We start from the raw sequence: 18,057 nt of genomic DNA, 5'->3' as shown, positions 1-18,057 counted from the left end.
GCCTGAATCCTAGGAGGCTCCTGCATTGGACGTCGGCGACCGACTGCAATCCATCCGTAAACTGAAAGGTCTTTCCCAGCGTGAACTCGCCAAGCGTGCGGGCGTCACCAACAGCACCATTTCGATGATCGAGAAAAACAGTGTCAGCCCATCCATTAGCTCCTTGCGCAAGGTGCTGGGCGGCATCCCCATGTCCATGGTCGAGTTCTTTTCCGAGGAGATCCTCCAGGAAAAACCGACGCAGATCGTCTATAAAGCCAATGAGCTGATCGACATCTCCGATGGCGCGGTCACCATGAAACTGGTGGGCCGGGCGCATCCCAGCCGGGCGATTGCGTTTCTCAACGAAATCTATCCGCCGGGCGCCGATACTGGCGAAGAAATGCTGACCCATGATGGCGAGGAAACCGGGATCCTGTTGGAAGGACGATTGGAACTGGTGGTAGGTGCCGAAACTTTTGTGCTCGAAGCCGGCGATAGCTACTACTTTGAAAGCACTAAGCCGCACCGTTTTCGCAATCCGTTCGATGTGCCGGCGCGACTAATCAGCGCAGCCACACCCGCGAATTTTTAACAAAAGAGGCGCCCTGCCTACCTTGCAGAGGTGCCCGTAGTTGTATTTCGCCATGCTGAATCTCCCCTTGGATAATAGGGTTGTTTCAGTGAGGCGGCCTAACCGTTATACTTTCGCCGCCTGCGAAACCGTGGCCGCAGGCGTGAATAGCCACCATGAGGGTGAACGCGTGAACCTAATTATGAAAATGCTGGCTGTACCAGCAATTGTATTGGCCCTAGCGGGTTGTGGGCAGAAAGCTGAGCCCCCTGTCAGTAAGACGAATAGTGATGCCATTGCCGAGCGTCTGGAGCCTGTGGGGAAAGTCTGTGTCCAGGGCGAAGAATGCAAGGGGATGGAAGTCGCGGTAGCAGCAGGCGGTGGCGGCGCGAAAACGCCGGACGAGGTCATTGCCAAACACTGTAACGCTTGCCATGGCACCGGCTTGTTGGGCGCACCGAAAATCGGTGACACCGCTGCCTGGAAAGAGCGCGCCGACCACCAGGGCGGCCTCGACGGCATCCTGGCCAAGGCCATCACCGGGATCAACGCCATGCCACCTAAAGGTACCTGCTCCGATTGCTCGGATGACGACCTCAAGGCTGCTATCGAGAAGATGTCTGGTTTGAAATAAACCGATCTTCGCCAAAAAGCCGCTGACCAGCGGCTTTTTTGTGGGCGCAATTTGGCTGCCAAGGCTGTTCATTGCAGCAAAGACCCGGCAAGCTCGGTCCAACCCCTATTCATGGAATATCAGGAGGGTCGGATGGTGCAGTTGTGTTCAATCGAGCAAGCGGTCGATGACGTACTGGCGCGCCTGCCTGCGCATATCCACATGGGTATGCCGCTGGGCCTGGGCAAGCCGAACCTGTTTGCCAATGCCTTGTACCGGCGCATCGCCAAGCTGCCCGAGCGTACGCTGACGATCTACACCGCCCTGAGCCTGGGCCGCCCACCGTTGGGCGATGGTTTGCAGAAGCGCTTTCTGGAGCCGTTTATCGAGCGGGTGTTCGGCGATTATCCCGAGCTGGATTTCCTCGCCGCCCTGCGCAAGGACAACCTGCCGGCCAATATCCACGTGCAGCAGTTCTTCATGCAGCCCGGCAGCCTGCTGCATAGCGCTTCGGCCCAGCAGGATTACGTCAGCAGCAACTACAGCCACGCCGCCCGCGATATCAATGCCGCAGGCCTGAACCTGGTTGCCCAGTTGGTGGCCAGCAGCAGCGAGCACCCGGATCGCCTGAGCCTGAGCTGCAACCCCGATATTACCCTCGACCTGTTGCCGATGATCGCCAGGCGCCGCGCGGCCGGGGAGACCATCCTGGTGGTCGGCCAGGTGCATGAAGGTTTGCCCTATATGCCCGGTGATGCCGAGCTGGCCATGGATCAGTTCGACTTCCTGATCGATGAAAAAGACTGCACCACGCTGTTTTCCACGCCGAACATGCCTGTGGGTTTGCAGGACCACTTCATTGGTTTGCACGCCAGTACCCTGGTGCGTGATGGCGGTACCTTGCAGATCGGCATCGGTTCGATGGGCGATGCCCTGACCGCCGCACTGCTGGCGCGCCAGGCCGATAACGAAGGCTACCGGCAGTTGCTCACCGACCTGGATGTGTACCAATGGGCGCCGTTGATCAGTCGTGAAGGCGGGGTCGAGCCGTTCGCCCGGGGCCTTTATGGTTGCAGCGAAATGTTCGTCAACGGCCTGCTGGTGCTGGCCGACGCCGGGATTGTGCGACGCAAGGTGTACCCGGATGTGGCGACGCAGGAACAGGCCAACGCGGGCCTGCTGGACGATGCGGCACAGCCGGATGGTGTGTCGATCCACGGTGGTTTCTTCCTGGGGCCACGCAGCTTTTACCAGCGCTTGCAGGAGATGACCCATGCCAAGCGCCTGGAATTCAACATGACCCGCATCAGCTATATCAACGAGCTGTACGGGCAGGAAGAACTCAAGCGCTTGCAGCGCCGCGATGCGCGGTTTATCAACAGCGCGATCATGGTGACGTTACTGGGCGCAGGCGTTGCCGACCAACTGGAAGGCGGTAGCGTGCTCAGTGGGGTGGGCGGGCAATATAACTTTGTGGCCCAGGGCCATGCGCTGGAGGGCGCGCGCTCGATCCTGATCCTGCGCAGTTGGCGTGAATCGGGGGGGGATGTCAGCTCCAATATTGTCTGGGAGTACGGCCACTGCACGATTCCCCGGCACCTGCGCGATATTGTCATCACTGAGTACGGCATCGCTGACTTGCGTGGCCAGACCGACGCCAAGGTGATCGAGGCGCTGCTCAATATCACCGACTCGCGGTTCCAGGCCGACTTGATCGAGCAGGCGCAAAAAGCCGGCAAGTTGCCCAAGGATTTCCAGCTCGATCCACGCTTTGCCGACAACACCCCCGAGCGTTTGCAGGCGGTGCAGGCGCGGCATTCAAGGCTGTTTCCGGAGTATCCGCTGGGCAGTGACTTCACTGATCAAGAGCGGGATTTGTTGCGGGCGTTGAACTGGCTCAAGAGCAAATTCAAGCTGACGGAGATTCTGGAGCTGGGCAAGGCGGCGCTGGATGCACCGGAGCCTGAGGCATTTCCCGATCATCTGGTGCGCATGCGTCTGGATAAGCCTGAGGGGTTTAAAGAGGATCTGTATCAGCGCTTGCTGCTCGCAGGCCTCAAGGCCACCGCACACTAACGGCCACCACAAACCCAATGTGGGAGCGGGCTTGCTCGCGAATGCGGTCTGTCAGTCGGCCCATGAGTGGCTGATCCACCGCTATCGCGAGCAAGCCCGCTCCCACATTTTTAACTGTGCTCGCTCACCTTCAGTCGATGAAGGTCACGACCCCACCGGCCAGGGACTTCACCCGCGCCAGCGACTCGACCCGGTAACCCTGGGCATCCAGTTCCGCACGACCGCCCTGGAACGACTTCTCGATCACAATCCCCAGGCCCGCCACGGTAGCGCCGGCCTGTTTGATGATCGAAATCAGCGCCTGGGACGCCTTGCCGTTGGCCAGGAAATCGTCGATCACCAGCACGCGGTCGCTGCTGGTCAGGTGGCGCGGGGAGATCGCCACGGTGCTTTCGACTTTCTTGGTGAAGGAGTACACCGTCGCCGACAGCAGGTTTTCCGTCAGGGTCAGGGACTGCTGCTTGCGGGCGAAGATCACCGGCACGCCCAGGTTCAGGCCGGTCATGATCGCCGGCGCGATGCCCGAGGCTTCGATAGTGACGATCTTGGTGATCCCCGAGTCCTTGAACAGCGCGGCGAATTCGTCGCCGATCAGCTTCATCAGCGCCGGGTCGATCTGATGGTTCAGAAAGGCGTCGACCTTGAGTACCTGGTCGGAAAGCACGATGCCTTCTTCGCGAATTTTCTTGTGCAGTGCTTCCACAAAAGCTTCCTCTGGTGGCGCAAGGGGCGCCGAAAGTAGATTAAAAAGTAGTCGATTCTAGCGCTTTAGCATCGCGCGTATATCCGCCAGGGCAGTGTTGCCGCGTACTGCCTTGACTTCAGTTGGGGTGTCGTCGTTGCCTTCCCAGGCCAGGTCGTCCGGTGGCAGCTCATCGAGGAACCGGCTTGGGGCGCAGTCGATGATCTCGCCGTACTGTTTGCGCTTGGCCGCAAAGGTGAAGGCCAGGGTCTGGCGTGCACGGGTAATGCCCACGTAGGCCAGGCGCCGTTCTTCTTCGATGGTGTCGGCTTCGATGCTGGAGCGATGCGGGAGGATTTCCTCTTCCATGCCCATGATGAACACATAGGGGAATTCCAGGCCCTTGGACGCATGCAAGGTCATCATCTGTACACCTTCGGCGCCATCTTCCTCTTCCTGCTGGCGTTCGAGCATGTCGCGCAGCACCAGCTTGCCGATGGCGTCCTCGACGGTCATTTCGCCGTCTTCGTCCTTTTCCAGGGTGTTCTTCAGCGCCTCGATCAGGAACCAGACATTGCCCATGCGGTAATCCGCGGCCTTGTCGCTGGAGCTGTTGGTGCGCAGCCAGTTTTCATAGTCGATATCCATGACCATGCTGCGCAGGGCGCTGATCGGGTCTTCGCCGGTGCATTGCTCGCGCACCTTGTCCATGAAGCGCTTGAAGCGCGACAGGCGATCGGTGAAGCGCGTGTCCAGATGCTCGCCCAGGCCGATTTCGTCGGTGGCGGCGTACATCGAGATCTTGCGTTCGGTGGCGTAGTTGCCGAGTTTTTCCAGGGTGGTGGAGCCGATTTCCCGGCGCGGTACGTTGATGACGCGCAGGAAGGCGTTGTCGTCGTCCGGGTTCACGATCAACCGGAAGTAGGCCATCAGATCCTTTACTTCCTGGCGTCCGAAAAAGCTGTTACCGCCGGATAGGCGATACGGAATCTGGTGGTGTTGCAACTTCAACTCGATCAGCTTGGCCTGGTAATTGCCGCGATACAGGATGGCAAAGTCACTATAGGGGCGGTCGGTGCGCAAGTGCAGGGTCAGCAACTCGACGGCCACGCGCTCGGCTTCGGCGTCTTCGTTGCGGCAGCGGATCACGCGGATTTCGTCGCCGTGGCCCATCTCGCTCCACAATTGTTTTTCAAACTCGTGGGGGTTGTTGGAGATCAGCACGTTGGCGCAACGCAGGATGCGGCTGGTGGAGCGGTAGTTCTGCTCCAGCATTACCACTTTCAGCGACGGGTAGTCGTCCTTGAGCAACATCAGGTTTTCCGGGCGCGCACCGCGCCAGGCGTAGATCGACTGGTCATCGTCGCCGACCACGGTGAACTGGTTGCGCGTACCGATCAGCAGCTTCACCAGCAGGTACTGGCTGGCGTTGGTGTCCTGGTACTCGTCCACCAGCAGGTAGCGCACCTTGTTCTGCCACTTTTCGAGGATGTCGGCGTGTTCCTGGAACAGCTTGACCGGCAGCAGGATCAGGTCGTCGAAGTCCACCGCGTTGAACGCCTTGAGCGTGCGCTGGTAGTGGGTGTAGACGATGGCGGCGGTCTGTTCCTTGGGGTTGCGCGCGTTTTCCAGGGCTTCGGCGGGCAGGATCAGGTCGTTTTTCCACGAGCCGATCATGTTCTTGATCTCGTCGACACCGTCGTCGCCGGCATATTCCTTCTGCATGATGTCGGTCATCAGGGCCTTGACGTCGGTCTCGTCGAAGATCGAGAAACCGGGCTTGTAGCCCAGCCGCACATGCTCCTTGCGGATGATATTGAGCCCCAGGTTGTGGAAGGTACACACCGTGAGGCCGCGGCCCTCGCCACCCTTGAGCAGGGTACCGACGCGCTCTTTCATTTCCCGCGCCGCCTTGTTGGTGAAGGTCATGGCGACGATGTACTGGGCACGGATGCCACAGTTCTGGATCAGGTGCGCGATCTTGCGGGTGATCACGCTGGTCTTGCCGGAGCCAGCACCGGCGAGCACCAATAGAGGGCCGCCGACGTAGTTCACGGCTTCTTGCTGCCGGGGATTGAGTCGGGACATACGGGGTTTTGGGATTCTTTGAGCGAAAAGGGCGGGCATTTTAACAGGCTGGCAAGATTCTGCCGCCTCTGAACGACAGTGTGACGTACCACTCGATCTAAATTTGCCGGTTTTGTTACTTTGCCGCAGGATGTGCGGGGTTTTTAGGTCTATTGTTCGATCTAGAGCCGCACAGCACGTATTTGATAACCAATATCATTGGTCATTATCAGGCTGCACGTCATAATGCCCGCCGCCAACGAAATCCTGCACAGTCTAGGGAGCTAGCTTGTCTACGCCTGTCGAACCCTTGCGTTTGCTGCTATTGGCCGATACGCCTACGTGGGCAGCGTTGTTGCGCGAGTGCCTGGCGCCGATGGGCGATGGGGCTGTGCTGATCAGTGCACCAAACTGGGAGTCGGTGAGCAGCCTGTTCGACGACGACCGCACGGCCGTCTTGCTCACCACTCCAAGCCTGCAACCCGGCCCTGGCCGTTGTAGCCTGCCCACGATTTTGCTGCTGGAGCAGGAACCGCTGGTTGCGCCGTTGGGCGCCAGTGACTGGTTGATCCATGACGGGTTTGATGTGGATACGGTGCGCCGCTGCCTGCGCCATGTGCGCGAGCGCGGTTTGCTGGAAAACACCCTGCAACGCCTGGCCGAACAGGATCCGCTGACCGGCATCGCCAACCGCCAGGGTTTCCAGACCCTGCTGGCCGCGCGTCTGGCGGAAAACGACGGGCGTGGTCTGGCCCTCGGCCACCTGGACCTGGACAACTTTCGCCATGCCAACGATGCCCTCGGCCACCAGGCGGGCGACCGGCTGATCCTGCAAGTGGTCGCGCGGCTCAAGAGCCAGCTGGAAGTCGGTGATCAACTGGCGCGCCTGGGCAGTGATGAATTCGCCTTGCTGATCGACACCCGCCGTGCGCCGCATCGTGCCGAGTGGATGGCCGAGCGCATCACTGAAGCCATGGCCGAACCCTACTGGGTCGATGGCGAAAGCCTGCTGATCGGTTGCAGCCTCGGTGTGGCCCATGCCCGCGCCAAGGCCGGTGCCGATCCGTTGATGTGGCATGCCCATATCGCCATGCAGCAGGCCAAGAGCACCCAGGGCTGCACTTTTCATATCTTCAATGAACGCATCAATCGCAACGCCCGCAGCCTCGCCGACCTGGAAAGCGAACTGCGCCGGGCGCTGCGCCGTGACGAACTGGAACTGCATTACCAGCCCCGGCTGGACCTGGATGATGGGCATATCGTCGGGCTCGAAGCCCTGGTGCGCTGGCGCCATGGCGAACGTGGCCTGTTGCCGCCGAGTGAGTTCGTGCCGCTGGCCGAGCAGAGCGGCCTGATTGTGCCATTGGGCTACTGGGTGATTTCCCGGGCCCTGCGCGATATGCAGGACCTGCGCGAACGCGGCCTGCCGCCACTGCATATGGCGGTCAACCTGTCGTTTCGCCAGTTCCAGGACAGCCAGTTGCTGTCGACCCTGAGCCGCTTGATCGCCGAGCGTGGGGTGGAGGCGCAATGGTTGGAATTCGAACTGACCGAAACCGCCGTGATGCGCCGCAGCGACCTGGTCAAGCAGACCATGGATGCCTTGGGCCGCCTGGGCGTGCGCTTTTCCCTGGATGACTTTGGCACCGGTTTTTCGTCCTTCGTCCACCTCAACAGCCTGCCGATTGCCTTGCTCAAGATCGACAAGAGTTTTGTCGGCGGCATGGAAGAGCGCGAGGAAAACCGCAAGCTGGTGCACGCCATGATCAACCTGGCCCACAACCTCAACCTGGAAGTGGTGGCTGAAGGTGTGGAAACGCCGGAGCAACTGGCGTTGTTGCGCCTGTTTGGCTGCGACCAGGCCCAGGGTTACCTGATCAGCAAGCCGTTGCCGCTGGCGGAACTGGTGGAATACCTGACATTTGGCAGCAGCCAGCAGGCGTTGTTGGGCGAAGTGATCTAAGGCCGGTGCCGGGACCTCAATCATTGTAGGAGCTGGCTTGCCAGCGATAGCGGAGGATCAGTTGGCAATGAAGCTGACTGTCCCACCGCCATCGCTGGCAAGCCAGCTCCTACAGTGAACGCGTACCTTCTTCAGTTTGTCTGGGCAATCATCCGCTTCATCTTTCTTTCAAACGCCCACGTCAGGGTAATCGCCGCACAGGCCAGGCCCAGCGCCAGTCCCCACCACACCCCGGTCGGGCCCCAATCCAGGGTAAACGCCATCAACCAGGCCGCTGGCGCGCCAATCAACCAGTAGCATCCCAGGCCGACGAGGAAGGTGGTCTTGGCATCCTTGAGCCCGCGAATACAACCCATGGCGATAGTTTGCACGCCGTCGAACAACTCGAACCACGCCGCCACCGCCAACAGGCTGACCGCCAGGCTGATCACTTGAGCGAAAGCCGGGTCGTCATGGTCGAGGAACAGGCCGATCAGCGGGTCTGAAAACAACCAGAACACCATGGCGAACCCCAGCATTACCGTCGCGCCGAAGGCGATCCCGACCCGCCCAGCCAGCCGCGCGCCGAGCAAATGCCCGCCGCCGTAGTGCAGGCCGATGCGCATGGTGACCGCATAGGACATGCCCGCTGGCACCATAAAGGCCACCGAGACGATTTGCAGGGCAATCTGATGGGCTGCCAACTGCGTGCTGCCCATGGTGCCCATGCACAGCGCGGCGAAGGCGAACAAGCCGACTTCCACCGCATAGGTGCCGCCAATCGGCAGGCCCAGGCGCCACAGCTCGCGCAAGTAGTGCAGGTTGGGTCGCAACAGGCCCTTGCCCAGCGGGTAGGCGGCGTAGGCGCGGTTGTATTTGATGTACCACAGCAGCGCCAGGGCCATGCAGTTGGCGACAATTGCGGTGACCAGGCCAATACCCATCAGGCCCAGCCTGGGCAGGCCGAACATACCTTCGATCAGCGCATGGTTGAGCAGGTAGTTGACGACCGTGCCGCACAGGCTGATCACCATCACCGGGGTGGCTTTGCCGATGGCACTGGTGAAGCCGCGCAGGGCCATGAACGTCAGGTAGCCGGGCAGGGCGAACGGCAGGATCATCAGGAACTGGCCGGCCGACTGCACGTTGGTTTCGGTCTGGCCGAACATCAGCAGGACGGGCTTGAGGTTCCACAGCAGCAAGCCGGCCATCAGCGCCATCAGCCAGGCCAGCCAGAGCCCGGCCTGGGTCAGTCGGGTGGCGCCTTCGATGTCGCCGGCGCCCTGGCGGATGGCGACCAGGGTACCCACGGCGGCAATCACGCCGATGCAAAAGATCGACACAAACGAATAGCTCGCCGCGCCCAGGCCGCCGCCGGCCAAGGCTTCGGGGCTCAGGCGGGCCATCATCAGGGTGTCGGTGAGCACCATCAACATGTGCGCCAACTGCGAGGCAATCAACGGCCCTGACAGCCGCAGAATGGCCCAGAGTTCGGTACGCGCCGGATGCTGCATGATCATCACGCTCAATATTTGCACAAAGGGTAGAAGGGTTGATTCTCGGCGCTCTCAGCGCTTTGCACAAAGGGATAAATGCGATCGTTTACATGATTAAAACTCATGCCAGGATGATTCTGGTAGGGTTCCGGGATCGTGCCGTCGGAGTTTTCCTCATGTCTCGTCGCCTTCCTCCGCTTTACGCCTTGCGGGCCTTTGAAGCGGCCTCTCGGCACAACTCGTTCACCCGCGCCGCCGAAGAGCTTTCCATCACTCAAAGTGCGGTGAGCCGGCATATCCGTACCCTGGAAGAACACTTCGCTTGTCGCCTGTTCCAGCGCAGCGGGCGCACCTTGCAGCTCACCGAGTCGGCGCGCTTGTTGCTGCCAGGCGTGCGCGAGGGTTTTGCGGCCCTGGAGCGTGCCTGCCATACCTTGAATGCCGAAGATGACATCCTGCGCATGAAGGCCCCGTCGACCCTGACCATGCGTTGGTTGCTGGCGCGGCTGAGTCGGTTCCGCCATTTGCAGCCGGGCAATGAGGTGCAGTTGACCAGTGCGTGGATGAGCATCGATGAGGTGGACTTCAATCAAGAGCCGTTCGACTGCGCGGTCTTGCTGAGCGATGGCCACTTTCCTGCGGACTGGGAAGCCAGTTACCTGTTTCCCGAATTGCTGATCCCGGTGGGCGCCCCGAACCTGCTCAACGATGGTCCCTGGGGCGTGGAGCGCCTGGCCAGTGCTGAACTGCTGCATCCCACGCCGGACCGGCGTGACTGGCGCCGCTGGTTGCAACGCACAGGCCTGGCCTCCCGCGTCGCAATCAAGGGCGGGCAGGTGTTCGATACTCTGGAGCTGGGCATGATTGCTGCGGCGCGGGGCTATGGCGTGTCCATGGGCGACCTGCTGATGGTGGCCGAAGATGTGGCTCAGGGGCGCTTGAGTCTGCCATGGCCTACTGCGGTGGCCAGCGGCGAAAGCTATTACCTGGTCTGGCCGAAGACCCGACCCGGCGGTGAGCGTCTGCGCAGGCTGTCGGACTTCCTGCAAAGTGAGGTCAGAGCCATGGCCTTGCCGGCGGTCGAGCAGCTTGACTGAATCGATGCAGCGCCCGCAAACAATGCGTTTGGGTGATACCCCTGTGATTTGCTCAAGTATTGATCCGGGCCGCCGAAGTAAGGAGTGTCGGGGCCGCCAAGACGATGCGGCCCAGCGTGCCCCCTTTTCAAAAAAATCGCCGATTAGCGCTATGAGATCAGGATGATCCGGCCTCGGCCAGGAGCTGTCATGTCTCAACCCCGCGCCCGCATAGCTTCGCAACTGGGCCTTGCCTTGTCGGTCATATTGGCCGTCGTGATCAGCGGCAGTACCGTGTTTGCCCTGCGCTCGCTGGATTCGGCCAACCTGCAGACCCGCGAAGAACACTTGGCCAGCGAAGCGCGTTTGCTCGCCGACCAACTCAATACCTTCCACAGTACCTTGCGTGAGAGCACCCAGCGTTTGAGCGGGCTGTTTGAAAAGCGCTTCGGCGCGGGCTTGAGCGTGCGTCCCGAGCAGGTGGTGAGTGTGGCCGGGGTGCAGACCCCGAGCCTCTACCTGGGCGATGAAGTGTTGAACAACAACTTCGATGAGGTCGATGAGTTCAGGCAGATGTCCGGCGGCGTGGCCACGGTGTTTGTGCGCAGCGGCGAAGACTTTATCCGCATCAGCACCTCCCTGACCAAACAGGACGGCAACCGCGCCATCGGCACTGTGCTGGATCGCCAGGGCCCGGCCTACCAGCGCCTGCTCGCCGGGCAGAGCTACATTGGCCGCGCCGTGCTGTTTGACCGCTCCTACATGACCCAGTACAGCCCGGTGCGTGATGCCAGTGGCAAGGTGATTGCGGTGTTGTTTATCGGTTTTGACTACACCGACGCGCAGAATGCCCAGTTCGCCAACCTCAAGCGTTTCCGCATTGGCCAGACCGGCTCGCTGGCACTGCTGGATGAGCAAAAAAACTGGCTGGTGCCGCCCGCCGGCGTGCAGGCGTTGGAGCAGGCGGTTCCGATGATCCTGGAACTGGCGCAGAAGCCTGGCCAGGGGCGGTTCTGGAGCGATAAGGGCGAAGACTTCTACAGCGTTGCAGTACCGTTTGAGGGTGGCCCGTGGTCGGTGGTGGCGAGCATGCCCAAGGCCGAGATCCGCGCCGTGACCTGGGCGGTGGGTATCCGTCTGGTGATCGGCAGTGTGCTGGCGATGCTGTTGGCCGTGGGGGCTGCGGTCTGGTTGCTGCGCAGCAAACTGCAGCCTCTGGGTGATCTGGTACGCCAGGCCGAAGCCTTGGGCGCCGGTGATTTGAGTGCGCGGTTGAATGTGTCCAGCCATGACGAAATCGGTCAGCTGGCGCGCAGTTTCAACCAGATGGGCGAGGCTCTGTCGACCATGGTGTCGCATATCCGCAAGGCGGCCGAGGAGGTCAATAGCCGCGCCCAGGCGCTGTCGGGCCTGTCGGGTGGGGCTTATGAAGGCATGGAGCAGCAGTCTGGCGAGATCACCAGCATGGCTGGCGCAGTAGAAGAGTTCAGCGCCACCTCGTTGAACATTGCCGACAATATGGGCAGTACCGAACGCTTGGCCCAGGAAAATGCCCAGCAGACTCGCATCGGCCGTCATTCGATGCAGGAGGCGTCGTCGTCCCTGGAGCATATTGCTACGGCACTCAACAGCACGGCCACGGTGATCAATACCCTGGGCCAGCGCTCCCAGGAAATAGGTGGCATCGTCGGGGTGATCACCTCGATTGCCGACCAGACCAACCTGCTGGCGCTCAACGCCGCCATTGAGGCGGCAAGGGCCGGGGAGCAAGGGCGTGGGTTTGCCGTGGTCGCCGATGAAGTGCGCAGCCTGGCTTCACGCACCCGTCAGGCCACCGACGAAATATCCGGGATGATCCAGAGTATCCAGCAGGAAACCGGCAATGCCATCAGTACCATGGAGCATGGCAATGTGCTGATGCAGGAAGGCTTATCGCGCAATGCAGATGTGGCCTCGGCCCTGGCGCGGATCGACGAGCAAAGCCGCTCGGCGGGGCAGCAATTCGCGGCAATCACCACTGCCACCCAGGAGCAAAGCAGCACGGCAACCTTGCTCAGCAGTAATTTGCAGAGCATTGCGCTGGCCAACAGTGAGCAGCGGGAGGTGGTCTCGAACCTGGCGATTACCGCCCGGGAACTGGAAGTATTGGCGGCGGGGTTGCGGCAGGAAGTGGATCGGTTTCGCTGAAACACCCTCAATCAACTGTAGGCGCGGGCATGCTTGCTCCTACAGTGGCCTCAAGTGATTGCAGCAGGTCGGTATTGCAGTGCTTCCAGCAGATGGTGACGAGCGATGGCATCCGCTTGCTCAAGGTCTGCCAAGGTCCGCGCCACCTTGAGCAACCGGTGTGCCGCCCGCAGGGATAGCGTCAGGCGTTCGCAGGCGCTCTCGAGCCAACTTTCATCGACTTTCTCTAACGGGCAGTGCTCGCGCAAGCCTGGCAGGTCGAGAAACGCATTCGCACAACCCTGACGATTTTGCTGGCGCTCACGCGCCTCGGCGACACGGCGCGAAGCGCTGGCGGTGTCGTCGCCGGTTTGTCGGGCGGGATTCAACGCTGTGCTTTCCCGTGCGACTGTGAGGTGTAGGTCAACCCGGTCCAGCAACGGCCCCGAGAGCTTGTTGCGATAGCGCTGGATCTGCTCCGGCGTGCAGCGGCAGCGCCCACTGGGCTCGCCCATGTAACCGCAAGGGCAGGGGTTCATCGCTGCCACCAGTTGAAACCGTGCAGGGAAGCTCACACGGTCGCGCGCCCGAGAAATCACGATATGCCCCGATTCCAGTGGTTCGCGCAGCACCTCCAGCACCTTGCGATCAAATTCCGGCAGCTCATCGAGAAACAACACCCCATGGTGGGCCAGGGTGATTTCCCCGGGTTGCGGTTTCGAACCGCCACCCACCAACGCTGGCCCGGACGCGGAATGGTGCGGCTGGCGAAAGGGCCGGTGGGGCCAGTGGCACAGGGGGGCGAGACTGACGACCGATTGGATCGCCGCGACTTCCAGGGCTTCCTGTTTGCTCAACGGTGGCAGCAATCCCGGCAGGCGGCTGGCCAGCAACGTCTTGCCGGTACCGGGCGGCCCGCTGAGCAACAGGTTGTGTATTGATACAAAACATTCTGAAATTGCTCGAAAAACCTCCTGAAAACCCACATAAAACATGTGTGATTAATCTGTCAAATGGTGCTTTATTGGTATCGGAGGTCAACGTTTCTGGGGCGTTTGCTAAGCAAATGGCTGATTGCGATCTGGTTTGAGGTTTACCGCACTACTAATGCATAATTGGGTCCCAAATCGGTCCCCGATTCGTCATCCTGCTCTTCAACGCACGCCATTGTTGACGCTGGCTCCAGCATTTGTTGGTCAGTGACGTAGAAGATCGATTGAATGCACAAGTATAGGAGGGGGACTCCGAGTGAGTATGTTCATCTGTAGAGGGAGATCAGTGTGTGAGTGAAACCAGTGAAGACAAGACCAAGAGAAAGTATCTGACTGTCCTTCGTGACTACCAGTGGTCGTATCAGCATTCAATCTTTTACAAAGATGCTGAACAAAGTCATGCCTTGCTTGGTGACATGGTGAAATTCAAGCAGGTACTCCGTAGGCGGTGTCCAGATCAACCGTTCCTGATTCGAGTACAAGCACTCAAGAAGGGAGCTGTCCATCAGGCGTTTCTCTCGATCATCACCACAGCCAAGGTGGAGGACCTAGAAGGGATCGCAAACAAAACGTTCCCTGCGGCCATGAATGTTGTTGGTCGGCGTCTGTCAGCCGAGAGGCTGTCCCAGCAGGCACATGTCATCGAGGAAGCCAAGCCACACGACCTATCCAAGCTGTTCGACAAGTCTGGGATCAATCGGTGGTCGGTACTGAATAAAGACAAGCTGCACTCAATTGAGGGCGAAGCCTTTTGCGTACAGGAAGAATGAAGGCTTCTGGCCATTTTTACCTCGATCTGCTCCCTGTCGATCAACTATCATTGGCCTTGGCCCCGTCAGGGTAGACATGTAAAGGTTGGAGAACCTATGAAATTCTTGTTCAAGTGGGCATTCATTATCGTTGGTGGTTTGATGGTGCTCGGCATGATCACCAACGCTCTAAAGAGCCCAGAAGAGAAGGCTGCTGATCAGGCAGCACGAGAGCAGCATCAGCTAGAGCGCCAGCAAGCCGACGTGGCTAAGCGTCAAGCTGCGATTGAGGCTGAGAAAAAGGCGTTTGCAGAGATGCCTACAGTCACAGCTCAAACTCTGGCATCTGCTTATCAGGCCAACACGGTTGCCGCTGACGCTCGCTTCAAAGGCCAGCGTTTCAAAGTCACGGGTACTGTGTCTGACATCAATACCGATTTCACTGGCGATCCCTACTTGACCTTGCGTGGAGGAGTGAATCAGTTCATGGAGCCTCAATTCGGCTTCGAAAAATCTGAGTCTCAGCAGCTTGCAGCTCTCCGAAAAGGCAGCAAGGTCACTTTGGTTTGCACTGGTCGTGGGGATGTAGCCAAAACCCCAATGTCCAAAAAGTGCAGCCTGCTTTAAATCCCTTCCTTGTATAAGCGCAGCAGGCAGACTTTCTGTCTGCTGTTCTCTTGTTGCAGATAAGCCAACTTCCTAAATTCTGCACTGTGTTCAGTTGGGTACACCCTGATGACCACTTGTCGGGTGACTACAGTTTCGTGGCTCCCAGAGTTGTTTTCGCTTGGTCGGCGGCGCAGAATGTCAGAATCTAGACCCAGATGAATACAGGAATGGAAAATGGACATCGGTTATGTACGGATCAGTTCGGTAGACCAGAACACTGCCCGTCAGCTTGACGGCGTACAACTGGGCAAGGTCTACACCGACAAATGCTCGGGTAAAGACACCAACCGTCCACAGCTTCTAGTGATGCTGGATTCAGTCCGTGAAGGCGATACAGTTCATGTTCACTCGATTGACCGTCTTGCTCGTAGCCTGTCCGACCTGCTGAATCTGGTTCAGTCCTTGAACGAGAAGGGCGTGTCTATCCGCTTCCACAAAGAAGGTCTGCTGTTCACTGGGGCCGACGACAAGTACCAGAACCTGATGCTCCAGATGATGGGGGCTGTTGCCGAGTTTGAGCGTTCAATGATTCGTGAGCGCCAGCGTGAGGGCATCAAGAAGGCGAAAGACGCAGGTGTCTACAAGGGCGGTGTGAAGAAAACCAACGCTGATGCCATCCGTACCCACATCGCTAACGGGTCGTCATACCGCGACACTGCCAAGGCTCTTGGCGTGAGTCTGAGCACGGTACAACGAGCCATGAAGAAAGAATCTGTTTGATTAACGACCTTTCACACCGTCCTACAGCCCGCCAGAGAGCGGGCTCGATTGTTCTTGGGCGTCGGTCATTCTGTTTGCTGATCGCTTCCATGTGGCGTAGTAGAGCGTCTGTTGGGGTCGACAAGGGTTATTTATGGTTCCCTTTGTACCTTTTCTAGCGACCCCGGCCTTCGCCTGCTAAACACCTCAGGCGTCGAGCAGTGATTTCATGGGGCGTTCAGCTTATTGGTTTGGCTGGCGCTTTGATCGACCCCACCCTGTACAAAGTTCGAAAAACGGCGGGGCTGATATGGCGTAGTGAGGGGATGGCGGCACAGTTGACCTGTCGTCTATGCAGGGGCATGAGCCTGCCTGATAGCCCCTGTGGGGCGTTATGGGTGGCCTTGCTTGTGCACCCTTGCCCCTACACAGTCTTTTGGTGCTTTTGGTCCTGTGTGGCGCTGTGGCTCGTCCTGTTGACTGCTTGTCTCATGGTGAGGTTTTTATGTTTGGCAAAGTGCCTGTGAATTTGATTTTGACCTTGCTGAAATCTATCGCTTTGAGCCGATTTGCAATTTCGCTTGAGTCCATGAGCGGTGGATTGTTGAGGCGATCTATCAGGCGAATGGCAGCGTCCCGTTCCTCAGCAGAAATCTCTCCCTGTAGCATTCTCAGTTCGACGACTTTCTTCTGGGCGGAGAGGAACATCATCGAATTTTCTAAATGAATGATCTGGAATTGGGGGATGCCTTCTGCTGACACGCTGTGCATCTGCACCGGCATCTTTCGGATACTGGAGGTAGACGTGGATATCAATATGCCGAGGCGTTTCAGGAGCCTGTTAGCAGCATGCCTGCCTTCGAATGACACTATGTCCAGTTGGGCGAAGAAGTCCTTCTTGGAAACTACCTGATTGACCGCCAGCAATTCTTTCAGCCGTTGTTGCTCTTCACTCAGCGTCGCTTGCTCACCCTCGAGGTTTTGTACCAGTACCGCCAACGCAGACGATGGAGTTTCGGTCATCAATGCCACAGCCATGGCTAGGCGTTCGTTTACGGTCTGCATCTTGCCGTCTACGGTAGCCAGTTCTTTCATCGTCTGGCCTTGACTGGCTTGTACGAGGCTCAGGCTATCCACCTTCGCCAGCACTTCACGCAATACACGTTCTGCACGTTCCACTCGAATATAACCGTTCTTGCATACGCCTTTGCGGGCTGAATGACATTGCAGGTAGGTTGCCCCTTTTGGTGGGCGTCCCTTGTTAACGAGATGCATCGAATCGCCGCAAGTCCCACACTTCATGATCCCTTGGAACACATTGAATCGTTCGGATTGCTTGCCCGTCTTGTGAATGCGACGTTCAGCACGAACCGCTTGTGCCTGATAGAAAAGAGACTCTTCAATCACGACCGGGAAGAACCCAACTACAGGCTCACCATCATTGACTCGTTTCCCGCCGACGATATGCGTTGGCTGATACTCGCCAAGCAGAGCACGGTTTCCCAGAAGCTTGGATACGCTGCTTGTACCCCATGCACCAGAGTGGTTCCGATTGCGACTGCCAAAGACGGGGATGCCACGTTCGTTTAACAATCGGGGAATCACACCCTGGCCGTAGCCCTGTATCGCCAAGTTGAAGATGAGCCTCACGGTTTCTGCACGTTCTGGGATCGGTTGGTACTGGTCATCAATGAGCGTCAGCCAGTAAGGGCATGCTTTCCCAAGCGGCTTCCTCTCTGTACGGGCGAGTGCTTTCTTGTTGGTCCATGCCGCCGATACACGTTCACCTTTGATGGAGCTTTCGTTGTGGGCACGCGACATGTGGACGATTGAAATGATGAGATCAAGCTCATTGAATTCATCGGTGTAGAGGCGTCCGTCTGCAAGCGTGACTACTCGGATTCCTTGGGTGAGCAAGTCCATGAATCGGGGTAATGCAGTGTTCACCTTTTCCCTCGACAGCCTGTCGAGGCTTTCCACCAGAAGGTATGAGCCACGCTCGATGGTGCCGTTCTCGACCAGATCAAGAAAGCGTTTCAACTGGCCCTCATCGTCGAGATGACGCCCGCTGTAGGCGCTCTTGCCTTTATCGAGAAACGTGTACTCTCGGGCCGTAGCAAGCTCAAGGTCGTGATCAATACAGTACTTCACTGCTGCATCACGCTGTCGCCGGTAGCTGTCCCCTTTGGCTTGCTCGGGGCTACTGAAACGGATGTAGCTGTATGCTTTGTGGGTCATGGCGTGGGAGCTTGGTTTCAATTGTTTTGTAACCTATCA

At 58.8% G+C, this 18,057-nt stretch carries 14 protein-coding genes; 9 read left to right on the top strand and 5 right to left on the bottom strand.

Annotation, left to right across the window (positions count from 1 at the left end; all coding sequences use genetic code 11):
- Positions 1-25: 25 nt before the first annotated feature.
- The 3 genes from HZ99_RS16480 (at position 26) to HZ99_RS16470 (ending at position 3,242) form a co-directional block, all read left to right on the top strand.
- Entirely contained in the window at positions 26-574 is a 549-nt protein-coding gene (locus HZ99_RS16480) for a cupin domain-containing protein (RefSeq protein ID WP_038444457.1), read from the top strand.
- A gap of 181 nt (positions 575-755) precedes the next feature.
- Positions 756-1,187: a c-type cytochrome gene (locus tag HZ99_RS16475; protein WP_080727782.1), complete on the top strand. Its 432-nt coding sequence runs from the start codon at positions 756-758 to the stop codon at positions 1,185-1,187.
- 132 nt (positions 1,188-1,319) lie between these two features.
- Positions 1,320-3,242, top strand: coding sequence for an acetyl-CoA hydrolase/transferase C-terminal domain-containing protein (locus tag HZ99_RS16470; RefSeq protein WP_038444455.1), 1,923 nt, complete (start codon positions 1,320-1,322; stop codon positions 3,240-3,242).
- 130 nt (positions 3,243-3,372) lie between these two features.
- Here the strand turns inward: HZ99_RS16470 and HZ99_RS16465 are convergent, their stop codons facing one another.
- Together HZ99_RS16465 and rep are read right to left on the bottom strand one after the other, a co-directional pair.
- Positions 3,373-3,945, bottom strand: coding sequence for a xanthine phosphoribosyltransferase (locus HZ99_RS16465; protein ID WP_029289761.1), 573 nt, complete (start codon positions 3,943-3,945; stop codon positions 3,373-3,375).
- A 57-nt stretch (positions 3,946-4,002) separates the two neighbouring features.
- Entirely contained in the window at positions 4,003-6,012 is a 2,010-nt protein-coding gene (rep, locus tag HZ99_RS16460; protein ID WP_038444453.1) for a DNA helicase Rep, read from the bottom strand.
- 268 nt (positions 6,013-6,280) lie between these two features.
- On the opposite strand from rep, the gene HZ99_RS16455 reads away from it, so the two are divergent.
- The gene (locus HZ99_RS16455) at positions 6,281-7,954 is read left to right on the top strand and encodes a putative bifunctional diguanylate cyclase/phosphodiesterase (protein WP_038444452.1); all 1,674 of its coding nucleotides are present in this window, start codon (positions 6,281-6,283) and stop codon (positions 7,952-7,954) included.
- 131 nt (positions 7,955-8,085) lie between these two features.
- Here HZ99_RS16455 and HZ99_RS16450 read toward each other — a convergent pair whose 3' ends face one another.
- Entirely contained in the window at positions 8,086-9,453 is a 1,368-nt protein-coding gene (locus tag HZ99_RS16450; RefSeq protein ID WP_038444450.1) for a NorM family multidrug efflux MATE transporter, read from the bottom strand.
- Between the two features lie 152 nt (positions 9,454-9,605).
- Here HZ99_RS16450 and HZ99_RS16445 point away from each other — a divergent pair, with 152 nt between their 5' ends.
- Positions 9,606-10,526 carry a LysR substrate-binding domain-containing protein gene (locus tag HZ99_RS16445; RefSeq protein WP_038444449.1) on the top strand — a complete coding sequence of 307 codons (921 nt, stop codon included), beginning with the start codon at positions 9,606-9,608 and terminating at the stop codon, positions 10,524-10,526.
- A gap of 189 nt (positions 10,527-10,715) precedes the next feature.
- Positions 10,716-12,692 (top strand): methyl-accepting chemotaxis protein, encoded by a 1,977-nt coding sequence (locus HZ99_RS16440; RefSeq protein ID WP_038444447.1) that lies wholly within the window; start codon positions 10,716-10,718, stop codon positions 12,690-12,692.
- Between the two features lie 50 nt (positions 12,693-12,742).
- Here HZ99_RS16440 and HZ99_RS16435 read toward each other — a convergent pair whose 3' ends face one another.
- Positions 12,743-13,666 (bottom strand): YifB family Mg chelatase-like AAA ATPase, encoded by a 924-nt coding sequence (locus HZ99_RS16435; protein WP_258869336.1) that lies wholly within the window; start codon positions 13,664-13,666, stop codon positions 12,743-12,745.
- Between the two features lie 287 nt (positions 13,667-13,953).
- On the opposite strand from HZ99_RS16435, the gene HZ99_RS16430 reads away from it, so the two are divergent.
- The 3 genes from HZ99_RS16430 to HZ99_RS16420 all read left to right on the top strand — a co-directional run bounded on the left by HZ99_RS16430 (position 13,954) and on the right by HZ99_RS16420 (position 15,801).
- Entirely contained in the window at positions 13,954-14,433 is a 480-nt protein-coding gene (locus HZ99_RS16430; protein ID WP_038444445.1) for a hypothetical protein, read from the top strand.
- Between the two features lie 96 nt (positions 14,434-14,529).
- On the top strand, positions 14,530-15,039 hold the full coding sequence (locus HZ99_RS16425) for an OB-fold protein (RefSeq protein ID WP_051903171.1): 510 nt from the start codon (positions 14,530-14,532) through the stop codon (positions 15,037-15,039).
- A 216-nt stretch (positions 15,040-15,255) separates the two neighbouring features.
- Positions 15,256-15,801, top strand: a complete 546-nt coding sequence (locus HZ99_RS16420; protein ID WP_038444444.1) for a recombinase family protein — start codon at positions 15,256-15,258, stop codon at positions 15,799-15,801.
- Positions 15,802-16,269: 468 nt separating this feature from the next.
- Here HZ99_RS16420 and HZ99_RS16415 read toward each other — a convergent pair whose 3' ends face one another.
- Positions 16,270-18,018, bottom strand: coding sequence for a recombinase family protein (locus HZ99_RS16415; RefSeq protein ID WP_051903168.1), 1,749 nt, complete (start codon positions 18,016-18,018; stop codon positions 16,270-16,272).
- Between the last annotated feature and the right edge of the window lie 39 nt (positions 18,019-18,057).

Origin of the sequence: Pseudomonas fluorescens (assembly GCF_000730425.1) — a bacterium.
Taxonomy (GTDB): domain Bacteria; phylum Pseudomonadota; class Gammaproteobacteria; order Pseudomonadales; family Pseudomonadaceae; genus Aquipseudomonas; species Aquipseudomonas fluorescens_X.
This window is presented reverse-complemented; position numbering and strand designations above follow the sequence as displayed.

Coding starts and splice junctions, on each gene's coding strand:
- HZ99_RS16470 (WP_038444455.1), top strand. CDS start 1,320: ATGGTGCAGTTGTGTTCAATCGAGCAAGCGGTCGATGACGTACTGGCG.
- HZ99_RS16440 (WP_038444447.1), top strand. CDS start 10,716: ATGTCTCAACCCCGCGCCCGCATAGCTTCGCAACTGGGCCTTGCCTTG.
- rep (WP_038444453.1), bottom strand. CDS start 6,012: ATGTCCCGACTCAATCCCCGGCAGCAAGAAGCCGTGAACTACGTCGGC.
- HZ99_RS16475 (WP_080727782.1), top strand. CDS start 756: ATGAAAATGCTGGCTGTACCAGCAATTGTATTGGCCCTAGCGGGTTGT.
- HZ99_RS16435 (WP_258869336.1), bottom strand. CDS start 13,666: ATGTTTTATGTGGGTTTTCAGGAGGTTTTTCGAGCAATTTCAGAATGT.
- HZ99_RS16415 (WP_051903168.1), bottom strand. CDS start 18,018: ATGACCCACAAAGCATACAGCTACATCCGTTTCAGTAGCCCCGAGCAA.
- HZ99_RS16420 (WP_038444444.1), top strand. CDS start 15,256: ATGGACATCGGTTATGTACGGATCAGTTCGGTAGACCAGAACACTGCC.
- HZ99_RS16445 (WP_038444449.1), top strand. CDS start 9,606: ATGTCTCGTCGCCTTCCTCCGCTTTACGCCTTGCGGGCCTTTGAAGCG.
- HZ99_RS16450 (WP_038444450.1), bottom strand. CDS start 9,453: ATGATCATGCAGCATCCGGCGCGTACCGAACTCTGGGCCATTCTGCGG.
- HZ99_RS16425 (WP_051903171.1), top strand. CDS start 14,530: ATGAAATTCTTGTTCAAGTGGGCATTCATTATCGTTGGTGGTTTGATG.